9 protein-coding genes are annotated in these 14,018 nt (G+C 57.9%); 1 reads left to right on the top strand and 8 read right to left on the bottom strand.

Features of this window, described 5'->3' with window-relative positions; translation table 11 throughout:
• Entirely contained in the window at nt 1–471 is a 471-nt protein-coding gene (gene rpsG, locus ACOERD_RS10180) for a 30S ribosomal protein S7 (RefSeq protein WP_039529242.1), read from the bottom strand.
• Between the two features lie 15 nt (nt 472–486).
• Complete coding sequence (gene rpsL / locus ACOERD_RS10175; protein WP_005621086.1) at nt 487–858, bottom strand: 30S ribosomal protein S12; 372 nt, start codon at nt 856–858, stop codon at nt 487–489.
• A 398-nt stretch (nt 859–1,256) separates the two neighbouring features.
• Between rpsL and ACOERD_RS10170 the strand changes: the two genes are divergently transcribed.
• On the top strand, nt 1,257–2,072 hold the full coding sequence (locus ACOERD_RS10170) for a glycosyltransferase (RefSeq protein ID WP_419738947.1): 816 nt from the start codon (nt 1,257–1,259) through the stop codon (nt 2,070–2,072).
• On the opposite strand, the gene ACOERD_RS10165 is transcribed toward ACOERD_RS10170, so the two are convergent.
• The 6 genes from ACOERD_RS10165 to rplJ form a co-directional block, all read right to left on the bottom strand.
• A complete protein-coding gene (locus tag ACOERD_RS10165) occupies nt 2,057–2,926 on the bottom strand; it encodes a DMT family transporter (RefSeq protein ID WP_419738946.1) in 870 nt (289 codons plus the stop codon). The two genes, ACOERD_RS10170 and ACOERD_RS10165, sit on opposite strands and share 16 nt — an antisense overlap.
• Nucleotides 2,927–3,054: 128 nt before the next feature.
• Nucleotides 3,055–4,128 (bottom strand): PLP-dependent cysteine synthase family protein, encoded by a 1,074-nt coding sequence (locus tag ACOERD_RS10160; RefSeq protein WP_419738945.1) that lies wholly within the window; start codon nt 4,126–4,128, stop codon nt 3,055–3,057.
• A 143-nt stretch (nt 4,129–4,271) separates the two neighbouring features.
• Nucleotides 4,272–8,513, bottom strand: a complete 4,242-nt coding sequence (gene rpoC, locus ACOERD_RS10155) for a DNA-directed RNA polymerase subunit beta' (RefSeq protein ID WP_419738944.1) — start codon at nt 8,511–8,513, stop codon at nt 4,272–4,274.
• Between the two features lie 50 nt (nt 8,514–8,563).
• Nucleotides 8,564–12,700, bottom strand: a complete 4,137-nt coding sequence (gene rpoB, locus ACOERD_RS10150) for a DNA-directed RNA polymerase subunit beta (protein WP_419738943.1) — start codon at nt 12,698–12,700, stop codon at nt 8,564–8,566.
• A gap of 250 nt (nt 12,701–12,950) precedes the next feature.
• Entirely contained in the window at nt 12,951–13,325 is a 375-nt protein-coding gene (gene rplL, locus ACOERD_RS10145; protein ID WP_008204003.1) for a 50S ribosomal protein L7/L12, read from the bottom strand.
• A 79-nt stretch (nt 13,326–13,404) separates the two neighbouring features.
• Nucleotides 13,405–13,923 (bottom strand): 50S ribosomal protein L10, encoded by a 519-nt coding sequence (gene rplJ / locus ACOERD_RS10140; RefSeq protein WP_170375385.1) that lies wholly within the window; start codon nt 13,921–13,923, stop codon nt 13,405–13,407.
• Between the last annotated feature and the right edge of the window lie 95 nt (nt 13,924–14,018).

The raw sequence follows: 14,018 nt of genomic DNA, 5'->3' as shown, positions 1-14,018 counted from the left end.
TTACCAACGATAGTGGCTGAAGGCTTTGTTCGCCTCGGCCATCTTGTGGGTGTCTTCGCGCTTCTTCACGGCGGTACCGCGGGACTGTACAGCGTCCAGCAGCTCGCCGGCGAGGCGTTCTTCCATGGTGTTTTCGTTGCGGCCACGCGCAGCAGTGATCAGCCAGCGGATGGCCAGTGCTTCGCGGCGCTCGGGGCGCACTTCGACCGGAACCTGATAGGTTGCACCACCAACCCGGCGCGAGCGAACCTCAACCGACGGTTTGATGTTGTCGAGCGCCTCGTGGAACACTTCGACAGGTGCGCGCTTGATCTTGTTCTCAACGCGGTCAAAGGCGTTGTAAACGATGCGCTCTGCAACCGACTTCTTGCCGTCGATCATCAGGTTGTTCATGAATTTGGTCAGTACCTTATCGCCAAATTTGGCGTCAGGCAGGACTTCGCGTTTTTCGGCGGCGTGACGACGTGACATATCAGCCTCTCCTTCTTACTTGGGACGCTTCGCGCCGTATTTCGAACGACGTTGCTTACGATCTTTGACGCCCTGAGTATCCAGAACACCGCGCAGGATGTGGTAACGCACACCGGGAAGGTCTTTTACACGGCCGCCACGGATCAGAACAACCGAGTGTTCCTGCAGGTTGTGGCTTTCACCGGGGATGTACGAGATGACCTCGAAACCGTTGGTCAGGCGCACCTTGGCAACCTTACGCATAGCCGAGTTCGGCTTCTTCGGTGTGGTTGTATATACACGTGTGCAGACGCCGCGTTTCTGCGGGCACTGCTCCAGGTGCATGGACTTCGAGCGTTTTACTTTGGGCTGCCGCGGCTTGCGGATCAGCTGTTGAATAGTTGGCATTCCGGTTTCTTCCCCGTTTTGCAACACACATGACATGCACGCGCATTGCGTGCGGTTAAATTTGCTGCGTTCGTGCGTCCACAAGCGCAAAACCCGCGAGCGTTCCCATTCCGAGGTGAACGTCGCGGTTGGTTATCAGAGGACGCGAACTGCAAAATTGTCCGGGTCTTGACCAGTTCATTACTGAAATCGGTTTTGGGGCGGCCCCCGGTACCGAGATGACGCGCGTAATAGGGGGAGTCGGCCCAAGTGTCAACAGCACTTACCCCAGTGCGCCAAACTGGCCGGATTGCGCTGTGATATCAACGATTGCGAGCACGGGCCAGCCTCTTCTGGCGTTGCGGGTGCAGGCATCGCCCGGCATAGTGCGCGCAGAACAGATTTGCGATGGATGACAAATGCAGGTTATCGGCCTTTGCCGCTTTTCCTTTCCGGCCCTTGGCAGCTTTCAGACCGAACATGAAACCCTGGATGATCGGCGTCGTCACCTCTACAGCCCTGCCCGTCTGGAAGAGAGGTTTCGCCTATTTGAATCCTCGACCCTGCCCTGTTTTCGCGAGCACACAGACGAGGATTTCGAATTGCTGGTGGTGATCGGAGATTGCCTGCCGAAAGACGCCTTTGACCGGCTACACGACCTGACAGCAGATGTGAAACAGGTCCGGATTGTTCAGGAATCGCCTCGGGTCGACAAATCGCATCGCCATATCATGAAGGATATCCTGAACGCAGCTCGCAAAGACCCCGATCAGCCTTGCATCCAATTCCGTCATGACGATGACGACTCCGTGTCGGTAGATTTCGTTGAGCGTCTGCGTGAAGCCGTCCGCTACAGCAAAGGCCTGATGGAGCGCAACACCATTGTCGGCATTGATTTCAATCAGGGCTTCTTTGCTCGGCTGAATGCCGATGGGATTACAGCGAAACCGACGCATAAACCACTTTTGGGCGTGGGTCTTGGGATGCATATCGCAGGCGGCTGCAAACAGACGATCATCAGCTTTACCCATCATCGCATGGGCCGCTTCATGCCCATCGTCAGCTATACCGATGCACCAATGTGGGTGCGTTCGCTCAACGGGTTCAACGACTCACGCGGGGCGCGCAACTATGACCGCGAACTCTCGGCCCTCACCCCCGAACTTGAGGGAGAGTTCATCGCCCGTTTTGCCATTGATCAAACCATCGTCCGGCAGGTTCACGGCGCGCCCTGAGTTGTCCTTTCGCGGAACAGGGTAAACAAACCGGCGGCGACAACCAGCCCGGCGCCGAACAAAGTCACCGCATCGGGCCATTCGCCAAACACAACCCAGCCTAGCCCCAAGGCCCAAATCAGGCTGGAGTATCGGAAAGGGGCGATAAAACCGACCTCGCCTTCTCGCATCACCATCACGCTGCATAGATATCCGATCAGGACAAACACAGCCGCCGAGGCAACCAGAACAGCATTACCGCCGGACAGGTTGACCCAGCCCTCAAACGTCGACACCAGCCCTGCGGCGACGGAGATCGACAGAGAGGTGGCAAGGGTCACGACCAATGATGGAACCTGCGGTGACATACGCCGGGTGATCAGGTCTCGGATCGTCACCGAGACCACGGCCAACAACGCATAGATCGCATAGACGCTGAACCCGTCGGGGCCGGGCCGCACGATCAGCAGCATGCCCATGAACCCGACAACAATCGCCATGATGCGACGCCAGCCGATATGTTCCGAGAAGAACAGAACTGCCCCCAAGGTCACGGTCAGCGGCAACACCTGAAGAACCGCAGTCACATTCGCCAACGGCATGTTCTTGAGCGCAGTCAGAAAGAAAAACGTCGCAGATAGTTCGGCAACACAGCGAATTGAGACCAACCATTTGTCATGCCGCGAAAAATTCAGATGCAACGCCCCAAGATAGCGCGCCAACCCGTAAACAAGCAGAGTCGCCAAAGCCCCCCGGATCGCAACCAACTGAAACAAGGGCAATTCTCGCAGCGCGATTTTGACCAGCGTGTCATTCACTGTAAACGCGGCCATGCTGGCCATCATCAGCAGTGCGCCTTTAACATTTGGACTCATTCAAACAATACTCAGCCTTCAAACAATGGCGGTATTCACGCTTCAATCTCACGCAAAGTCAATTCGCGCGTCTCGATCCTAAAATTTTTTCACGAAGAGCAACTGTAACCGGTTGTTTTCCAATCGCTTCAGTCCGTCATCTGGGCTGATGGCGTCGATTTAGAGATCGCGATCTCCTCATCCGTCATCTCTTCTTCCACCCCTTCAAACAACGGGGTCGAAAGATACCGTTCGCCGGTATCTGGGAGCATCACCAGCATCACCGATCCGTCCGGCGCGGTCTCAGCCAGTTTCATAGCCACCGCAAATGTGGACCCGCCCGATATGCCGGTGAAAATCCCCTCTTCCGCAGCCAAACGGCGCGACCAAGCAATACCGTCTGCGCCGGGCACAGGGATCAACTCATCATAGAAGCCGTTGTCTATGGCCTCCTGCAGGACCCAAGGAATGAAATCAGGCGTCCAACCCTGGATCGGATGCGGTTCGAAATTTGGATGGCTTTCGGTCGGCTGGTGCGTGTCGTTGCGGGTATTCACATAGCCTGACGAGACAATGGCCGCATTCGCAGGTTCCGTCAGGATAATCTTTGTCTCCGGGCGTTCTTTTCTTAGAACCCGCGCCACGCCGGAGACGGTCCCGCCGGTGCCATAGCCCGTCACCCAATAGTCGAGCCTTTGCCCGTCGAAATCCGCCAGAATCTCTCGCGCGGTGGTGTTTTCATGAATGTCGGCATTGGCCGCGGTTTCAAACTGGCTGGCGAGGAACCAGCCATTCTGTTCGGCCAGTTCCTTGGCTTTGGTATACATGCCGAACCCTTTCTGGGCGCGCGGTGTCAAGACAACCTTGGCCCCCAGGAACCGCATCAGCTTGCGCCGCTCGACCGAGAAACTGTCGGCCATGGTCACAACCAATGGATAACCCTTGGCCGCGCAGACCATCGCCAACCCGATCCCGGTATTGCCCGAGGTCGCCTCAACAACTGTCTGCCCCGGTTTCAGCCGACCGTCCCGCTCGGCCGCTTCGATGATGTTCAACGCCAGGCGGTCCTTCACGGAACTGGCCGGATTGAACGCTTCGAACTTCACGTAAACCGTCACGTTTGAGGGCGCGATTTTGTTGATGTGCACGCAGGGCGTGTCTCCGACAGTGTCCAGAATGCTGTCATACAGGCGCTTGCGCCCTTGCGTTTGCCGGGTTGTCATGGCGGCCGCCTCCTCTGCTTTGCGCAACCATGCCACAAACCGGGTCACATTGATAATTTTCTTTGCGACAGCGCACTTCGGGGGGCGCAAACAAAAAGGCCCCGCGAAATCGCAGGGCCTTTTCTGTCTCTCAGATCCGAGGGTTACTCGCGGCTTTCCGGTGTTTCCACTAGGACATCCAGCTCATCCCCTACCATGTCGTCGTCAAAGCTGGGCGCGGCCAGAGCAGCGGCTGCTTCGGCCTCTTCCCGGCGGGCTTCGATGACCACGTTGTCACGCGATTGCGCAATGTGGCGGACGGCCTGAGTTGCACCACCGGTACCGGCGGGGATCAGACGACCAACGATGACGTTCTCTTTCAGGCCAACCAGCTTGTCTTTCTTGCCCTGAACCGAAGCTTCGGTCAGAACGCGCGTGGTTTCCTGGAACGACGCCGCAGAGATGAACGAACGCGTTTGCAGCGAGGCTTTGGTGATCCCCAGAAGGATCGGCTCACCCTGTGCCGGACGACCACCGCGGGCGATGGTCTTCTCGTTGGCTGCGTCGAACTCTTGCTTGTCGACATGTTCGCCTTTCAGCAGGGTGGTGTCGCCTGAATCCAGGATCTCCCACTTCTGCAGCATCTGGCGCACGATGACCTCGATGTGCTTGTCGTTGATCTTCACGCCCTGCAGACGATACACGTCCTGCACCTCGTCGATCATGTAATCCGCCAGCGCTTCGACACCCATGATAGACAGGATGTCATGCGGAGCCGGGTTACCGTCCATCAGGTATTCACCCTTCTGGATGAAGTCCCCTTCCGCGACCGGGATGTGCTTGCCCTTGGGCACCATGTACTCGATGGTCTCCATGGACTCGTCAGCCGGTTCGATGCTGATGCGGCGCTTGTTCTTGTAGTCGCGACCGAAGCGCACGTAACCATCGGCTTCTGCGATGATCGCGTGATCTTTCGGACGACGGGCTTCGAACAGTTCGGCCACACGCGGCAGACCACCGGTGATGTCCTTGGTCTTGGCACCTTCACGTGGGATACGCGCGACAACGTCACCAGCTTCGACCTTCTGACCGTCTTCGACCGAGAGGATCGCATCCACTGACATCGGATAGTGAACCGGGTTGCCCGCATCGTTGCGGACCGGCTCGCCATCTTCGCCGACCAGAATGATCTCGGGCTTGAGGTCGCTGCCCTTGGGGGCCGCGCGCCAGTCGATTACGATCTTCTGGGTCATGCCGGTTGCTTCGTCGGTCTCGTCGCGGACAGCAAGGCCCGAAACCAGGTCGACATATTTCGCAGTACCGGCTTTTTCGGCGATGATCGGCAGGGTGTAGGGATCCCATTCGAACAGCTTGTCGCCACGGGCCACCTTGGTGCCGTCCTTGACGAACAGCTTGGAGCCGTAGCCCAGTTTGAAGCTGGCCCGCTCTTCGCCGTGTTCGTCGTTGATCACCAGCTTCATGTTCCGGCCCATGACCAGGCTTTCACCTGCGGCATTGACTAGGATCTGCGGGTTCTCGAACGCAACAACGCCTTCCTGGTTGGCTTCCTGGAACGACTGCTGACCACCCTGCGCAACACCACCGATGTGGAAGGTCCGCATGGTCAGCTGTGTACCGGGTTCACCGATCGACTGCGCGGCGATGATGCCGACAGCTTCACCTGTGTTCACCATGGTACCGCGGGCCAGGTCACGACCGTAGCAGGTTGCACAGACGCCTTCCTCGGACTCACAGGTCAGAGGCGAGCGGATGCGCATCGACGCAACACCGTCTTCATCAATGGTGTCGGCCATGCGTTCGTCGATCAGCTGACCTGCTGCGACGATCACCTCATCGGTGCCCGGACGCAGAACATCGTCAGCCGCCACACGGCCCAGCACACGTTCGGCCAGCGAGGCAACAACCTCACCGTCGTTCACGGCGGCTTCGGCAGTGATCGCACGCTCGGTGCCACAGTCGATCTCACGAACGATGCAGTCTTGTGCCACGTCCACCAGACGACGGGTCAGGTAACCCGAGTTCGCCGTCTTCAGAGCGGTATCCGACAGACCCTTACGGGCACCGTGGGTCGAGTTGAAGTACTCGAGAACGGTCAGACCTTCTTTAAAGTTCGAGATGATCGGCGTCTCAATGATGTCACCGTTCGGCTTGGCCATCAGGCCGCGCATACCGCCCAGCTGTTTCATCTGAGTGACCGAGCCACGCGCGCCCGAGTGGGCCATCATGTAGACCGAGTTCGGTTCCTGCTCGGAGCCGTCCTCAGCCCGATCCGACGACGAGATCGTGCTCATCATCGCTTCGGTCACGCGGTCGTTACACTTCGACCAGGCATCGACAACCTTGTTGTACTTTTCGCCCTGAGTGATCAGGCCGTCCATGTACTGTTGTTCAAAGTCTTTCACCTGACCGCGGGTGTCATCAACGATGCCCCACTTGTCGTCCGGAATGACCATGTCGTCTTTACCGAACGAGATGCCCGCCTTGAACGCTTCTTTGAAGCCCATCGACATGATCTGGTCACAGAAGATGACCGACTCTTTCTGACCGCAGTAACGGTAGACGGTGTCGATCACCTGCTGCACTTCTTTCTTCCGCAGCAGGCGGTTGACCAGATCGAACGGCGCTTTGTTGTTCATCGGCAGCAGAGCACCTAGACGCAGACGGCCCGGAGTGGTCTCATAGCGCTTCTGAACTTCGTTGCCTTCGTCGTCGATCTGCGTGATCCGCGCGGTGATTTTCGAGTGCAGATGCACTTCGCCGGAATCCAGCGCGTGCTGAACTTCGTCGATCGACCCGAACACCTTGCCTTCGCCCGGCATGCCTTCGCGTTCCAGGGTCACATAGTAGAGACCCAGGATCATATCCTGCGACGGAACAATGATCGGCGCGCCGTTTGCAGGCGACAGAACGTTGTTCGTCGACATCATCAGAACACGGGCTTCCAACTGCGCCTCAAGGCTTAGCGGGACGTGAACGGCCATCTGGTCCCCGTCGAAGTCGGCGTTAAAGGCCGAACAGACCAGCGGGTGCAGCTGGATGGCTTTACCTTCGATCAGAACCGGCTCGAACGCCTGAATGCCAAGACGGTGCAGCGTCGGTGCACGGTTCAGCATGACAGGGTGTTCGCGGATCACCTCGTCGAGGATATCCCAAACTTCGGGACGCTCTTTCTCGACCAGTTTCTTCGCCTGTTTCACGGTCGAAGACAGACCCTTGGCTTCAAGACGCGAGTAGATGAACGGCTTGAACAGCTCCAGCGCCATCTTCTTGGGCAGACCACACTGGTGCAGCTTGAGTTCCGGACCGGTCACAATGACCGAACGGCCCGAGAAGTCGACGCGCTTACCCAGAAGGTTCTGGCGGAAGCGACCCTGCTTTCCCTTCAGCATGTCCGACAGCGATTTCAGCGGACGCTTGTTGGCACCGGTGATCACGCGGCCACGACGGCCGTTGTCGAACAGAGCATCCACGGATTCCTGCAACATCCGCTTTTCGTTGCGGACGATGATGTCAGGTGCGCGCAGTTCGATCAGACGCTTCAGACGGTTGTTCCGGTTGATGACGCGGCGATACAGATCGTTCAGATCCGAAGTCGCAAAACGGCCACCATCCAGCGGAACCAGCGGACGCAGTTCCGGCGGAATGACCGGGATCACGGTCATCACCATCCACTCAGGCCGGTTGCCCGACTCGAGGAAAGATTCGACAACCTTCAAACGCTTGATGATCTTCTTGGGCTTCAGCTCGCCGGTTGCTTCTGCCAGATCAGCGCGCAGCTGCTCTGCTTCGGCTTCCAGATCGATCTGGGCCAGCATCTCACGGATGGCTTCGGCACCGATATTCGCTGTGAACGCGTCCATGCCATAAGCATCCTGCGCATCCATGTACTCTTCTTCGGTCAGCATCTGGCCGTAGGTCAGGTCGGTCAGACCGGGCTCGATGACGACGTAGTTTTCAAAGTACAGAACGCGTTCCAGATCACGCAGCGTCATGTCCAGCATCAGACCGATGCGGGACGGCAGCGATTTCAGGAACCAGATATGCGCAACAGGCGCGGCCAGTTCGATGTGGCCCATACGCTCGCGGCGGACTTTCTGCAGGGTGACTTCCACGCCGCATTTCTCGCAGACAACGCCGCGATACTTCATCCGCTTATATTTGCCACACAGACATTCGTAGTCTTTGATCGGGCCAAAGATACGCGCGCAGTACAGACCGTCACGTTCGGGCTTGAACGTCCGGTAGTTGATGGTTTCGGGTTTCTTGATCTCGCCATAGGACCAAGACAGGATCCGCTCGGGCGACGCCAGCGAGACCTTGATCTCGTCAAAGACCTTCGGGGGCGTCAGCGGGTTGAACGGGTTGTTGGTGATTTCCTGGTTCATTTGTTACCTCAAATCTTGCGGAAGGGGGGACGGGAGAAAGGGCAGCGCCCTTACTCCTCAACCTCCGCATCCAGGAGTTCCATATTCAGGCCGAGGCCACGGACTTCTTTAACCAGAACGTTGAACGATTCCGGTACGCCCGCTTCAAAGTTATCCTCGCCCTTGACGATCGACTCGTAGACCTTGGTCCGGCCGGCGACGTCATCCGATTTCACGGTGAGCATCTCCTGCAGGGTGTAGGCGGCGCCGTAAGCTTCCAGAGCCCAGACCTCCATCTCACCAAAGCGCTGACCACCGAACTGCGCCTTACCACCCAGCGGCTGCTGGGTAACCAGGCTGTACGGACCGGTCGAACGCGCGTGGATCTTGTCGTCCACCAGGTGGTGCAGTTTCAGCAGGTACTTGATGCCCACGGTCACCGGACGCGCGAATTGCTCACCGGTACGACCGTCGAACAGAACCGACTGACCGCTTTCAGAGAAGCCCGCACGCACCAGCGCGTCGTTGACGTCAGCCTCTTTGGCGCCGTCGAAGACAGGGGTTGCGATCGGAACACCGCGGGTCACATTGCCCGCAGCCTCGATCAGGCCATCCTCGTCCAGACCGGTGATGCCTTCTTCGTAGACATTCTCGCCATAGGCCAGCTTCATCGCTTCGCGAACAGGGGTCAGATCGCCAGAGCGGCGGTATTCACCCAGAGCGTCGTCGATGTTCAGACCCAGACCGCGTGCGGCCCAACCCATGTGGGTTTCAAGGATCTGACCAACGTTCATACGCGAAGGCACACCAAGCGGGTTCAGACAGAAGTCTACCGGCGTACCATCGGCCAGGAACGGCATGTCTTCCATCGGAACAACCTTGGAGATCACACCTTTGTTCCCGTGACGACCGGCCATCTTATCGCCCGGCTGCAGCTTGCGCTTCACGGCGATAAAGACTTTGACCATCTTCATCACACCCGGCGGCAAGTCGTCACCACGGCGGACTTTCTCGACCTTGTCTTCGAAACGGGCGTCCAGAGCACGCTTTTGCACTTCGTACTGCTCGTTCAGAGCCTCAACGATCTGTGCATCCTGTTCACCTTCCAGCGCCAACTGCCACCACTGACCACGGGTCAGGGTTTCCAGCAGGTCCTCGGTGATCGCCGACCCCGGCTTGACGCCTTTCGGGCCTTTGACAGCGGTTTTACCCAGGATCAGGCCCTGCAGACGCGCATAGATGTTGCGGTCCAGGATCGCCAGCTCGTCGTCCCGGTCACGGGCCAGACGTTCGACTTCCTCACGCTCGATCTGAAGCGCACGCTCGTCTTTTTCCACACCGTGACGGTTGAAGACGCGGACCTCAACGACCGTACCGTAATCACCCGGTTTCACGCGCAGCGATGTGTCGCGCACGTCAGATGCTTTCTCACCAAAGATGGCGCGCAGCAGCTTTTCTTCCGGGGTCATCGGGCTTTCGCCCTTCGGAGTGATCTTGCCGACCAGAATATCGCCCGGCTCAACATCCGCACCGATGTAAACGATGCCCGCCTCGTCGAGGTTGCGCAGCGCTTCTTCACCGACGTTCGGGATGTCGCGGGTGATCTCTTCTGGGCCCAGCTTGGTGTCGCGGGCGGCGACTTCGAATTCCTCGATATGGACCGATGTAAAGACGTCGTCACGCGCGATACGTTCCGAGATCAGGATCGAGTCTTCGTAGTTGTAACCGTTCCACGGCATGAACGCGACGACTACGTTCTTACCAAGCGCCAGTTCACCCATATCGGTCGACGGACCATCGGCAATGACCTCGCCCTTCTGGACGGTGTCACCCACCTTGATCAGCGGACGCTGGTTGATGCAGGTGTTCTGGTTCGAACGCTGGAACTTGCGCAGACGATAGATGTCAACGCCAGCGTCGCCCAATTCCAGATCTTCGGTGGCGCGAATAACGATACGCTGGGCATCGACCTGGTCGATGATACCGGCGCGTTTCGCCTGGATCGCAGCACCCGAGTCGATCGCAACCTTTTCCTCGATCCCGGTACCGACCAGAGGCGCTTCGGCGCGCAGCAGCGGAACCGCCTGACGTTGCATGTTCGAGCCCATCAGAGCGCGGTTGGCGTCGTCATTTTCAAGGAACGGGATCAGCGATGCAGCGACCGAAACCAGCTGTTTCGGCGATACGTCGATCAGGTCAACATTCTCACGCGGGGCGAGGGTGTAGTCACCTGCCTGACGGGTCGAAACCAGATCGTTGATGAACTTGCCATCGGCGTCCAGAGTCGCGTTCGCCTGCGCCACGGTGTGACGCATTTCCTCGGTCGCGGACATGTAGTGAACCTCATCCGTCACCTCGGCGTCTTTGACGACACGGTACGGTGTTTCGATGAAGCCATACTTGTTCACGCGGGCAAAGGTGGCCAGCGAGTTGATCAGACCGATGTTCGGACCTTCCGGCGTTTCAATCGGGCACATCCGGCCATAGTGGGTCGGGTGAACGTCGCGCACCTCAAAGCCCGCGCGCTCACGTGTCAGACCGCCGGGGCCAAGCGCCGAGAGGCGGCGTTTGTGGGTGACTTCCGACAGTGGGTTGGTCTGGTCCATGAACTGCGAAAGCTGCGACGAGCCGAAGAATTCGCGAACAGCAGCCGCAGCCGGTTTCGCGTTGATCAGGTCTTGCGGCATGACGGTGTCGATCTCGACCGACGACATACGCTCTTTGATCGCGCGCTCCATGCGCAGCAGGCCAACGCGGTACTGGTTTTCCATCAATTCGCCGACCGAACGCACCCGACGGTTGCCGAGGTGGTCGATATCGTCGATGTCACCTTTGCCGTCACGCAGCTCCACCAGCGCCTTGATGCAGGCCACGATGTCTTCGCGGCGCAGGGTGCGCAGAGTGTCAGGCGCGTCCAGAGCCAGACGCATGTTCATTTTCACGCGACCAACAGCGGACAGGTCGTAACGCTCGCTGTCGAAGAACAGGGTGTCGAACAGGGCCGACGCAGCTTCGACGGTGGGCGGCTCGCCCGGACGCATGACGCGGTAAATGTCCATGAGCGCGCTTTCGCGGTTCATGTTCTTGTCCTGCGCCATGGTGTTGCGCATGTACGGGCCAACATTGACGTTGTCGATGTCCAGAACCGGAATGTCGGTGATGCCCGCGTCGATCAGCTCTTTCGCGGTGCCGCCGATCAGATCGCCGTCTTTGTCATATTCCAGCGTCAGTTCGTCACCGGCTTCGACATAGATCGCACCGGTTTCTTCGTTGATGATGTCCTTGGCGACATATTTGCCAACGATGTGATCGAACGGAACCAGCAGGTCGGTGACAGTGCCTTCGTCGATCAGCTTCTTGACCGCGCGCGGGGTGACTTTCTTGCCCGCTTCGGCAATCACTTCACCTGATTTGGCGTCAACCAGATCATAGGTCGGACGGGTGCCGCGTACACGCTCGGGGAAGAACGGCGTGACCCAGCCCTTCTTCTTGTCCAGCTTATAGGACACGGTGTTGTAATACGCGTCCATGATCGCTTCCTGATCCAGACCCAACGCATACAGCAGGGTTGTCACAGGCAATTTACGGCGACGGTCGATCCGGGCGAAAACGATGTCTTTGGCGTCGAACTCAAAGTCCAGCCAGCTGCCGCGATACGGGATGATGCGGCAGGCAAACAACAACTTGCCCGAGGAATGGGTTTTGCCCTTGTCGTGGTCAAAGAACACACCGGGCGAGCGGTGCATCTGGGACACAATCACACGCTCGGTGCCGTTCACGATGAACGTTCCGTTCGGTGTCATCAGGGGCATATCGCCCATGAACACGTCCTGTTCTTTGATGTCTTTGACCGATTTCGCGCCGGTGTCCTCATCGACATCAAACACGATCAGACGCAGAGTGACCTTCAGCGGTGCGCTGTAGGTCATGTCGCGCTGCATGCACTCTTCGACGTCGTATTTCGGTTTTTCCAGATCGTATTTCACGAACTCCAGAACGGAGGTTTCGTTGAAATCCTTGATCGGGAAAACCGACTGGAACACACCGTTGATGCCTTCGCCGTCTGTGGGCTGTTCTGCATCGCCGGAGCGCAGGAAAAGATCATAAGAAGATTTCTGTACCTCAATGAGGTTCGGCATCTCCAGCACTTCGCGGATTTTGCCGTAGTATTTACGAAGACGTTTCTGGCCAAGGAACGTTTGAGCCATGTCAGATGTCACCTTTCGATGTTCTCAGCGGGCAAAGACACCGTCGGGCCCCGGCATCTTGCACATTCGAGACGACACGCCCGGATCAATTCGTGGCCACCGTCCCGAAGGCGGCCTCCCGATCCGAAAACCGTGTCTTAGAAAACGCCCCACGACATGAGGCCCTTTCTAAGACAGGTTCGGCTGGACCCGGATTTCTCCGGACCCAGCCAAATTTTTCGGCACATCAGCGATGCGCCAGAGACTAAGCTTAGGCCAGCTCGACTTCGGCGCCAGCTGCTTCCAGCTTGGCTTTGACGTCTTCTGCTTCTGCTTTGTCTACGCCTTCTTTGATCTTGCCGCCGGCTTCGACCAGTTCCTTGGCTTCTTTCAGGCCCAGGCCGGTGATGCCGCGAACTTCTTTGATGACGTTTATTTTCGATGCGCCGGCGTTCTTCAGAACGACGTCGAATTCGGTTTTTTCTTCCTCAGCTGCACCACCGGCGTCGCCACCAGCAGCCATGACAACTGCGCCGCCTGCTGCGGGCTCGATGCCGTATTCGTCTTTGAGGATGGTTTTCAGTTCTTGTGCTTCCAGCAGGGTCAGACCCACGATGCTTTCTGCGAGTGCTTTCAGATCAGCCATTTTATCAGCTCTTTCCGTTTACAGTGTGTGTTCCAACGTCAGGGGGTATCCCCTACGCAGATCATTCAGTGCCAACCGCTTACGCAGCTTCCGCCTTCTCTTCGATGGTGGAAAGGATGCTTGCGATGTTGCTTGCAGGTGCGCCAATTGCACCGGCGATGTTCGAAGCAGGCGCGCCAAGCATACCAGCGATCGTAGCAATAAGCTCTTCACGCGACGGCATTTTCGACACGGCTGTAACACCAGCCCGGTCCAGAGCGTTCTCGCCCATTGCACCGCCAAGGATTTCGAACTTTTGGTTCTCTTTGGCGAAGTCCTCGGCCACCTTGGCTGCTGCCACAGGGTCCTCGGAATAGGTCAGAACGGTCATCCCTGTCAGCAGGTCGGCCATGCTTTCACACGGCTTACCCTCAAGGGCGATTTTGGCGAGCCTGTTCTTGGCAACACGCACGGAGCCACCCGCGTCACGAGCACGTGCGCGAAGGTCCTGCATCTCGGCAACTGTCAGACCGGCGTAGTGAGCAACCACTACGACGCCAGAGCTTTCGAAGATTTGGCCGAGTTCCTCGACCACTTTCTCTTTCTGGGCTCTATCCACAGTTCTCTCCAAGTTTGGGGCGATCACTCACCCCGGCTCATATTTGCCGAGGGGTTAACCCCGGCGTTCAGGTCCGTTGTTACGGGATTGGCCAA

This window comes from Ruegeria sp. (genome assembly GCF_965199275.1).
In the GTDB taxonomy this organism is placed as follows: Bacteria; Pseudomonadota; Alphaproteobacteria; order Rhodobacterales; family Rhodobacteraceae; genus Ruegeria.
Note: the sequence above shows the minus strand (reverse complement) of the source record. Positions and strands in the feature narration are given on the sequence as shown.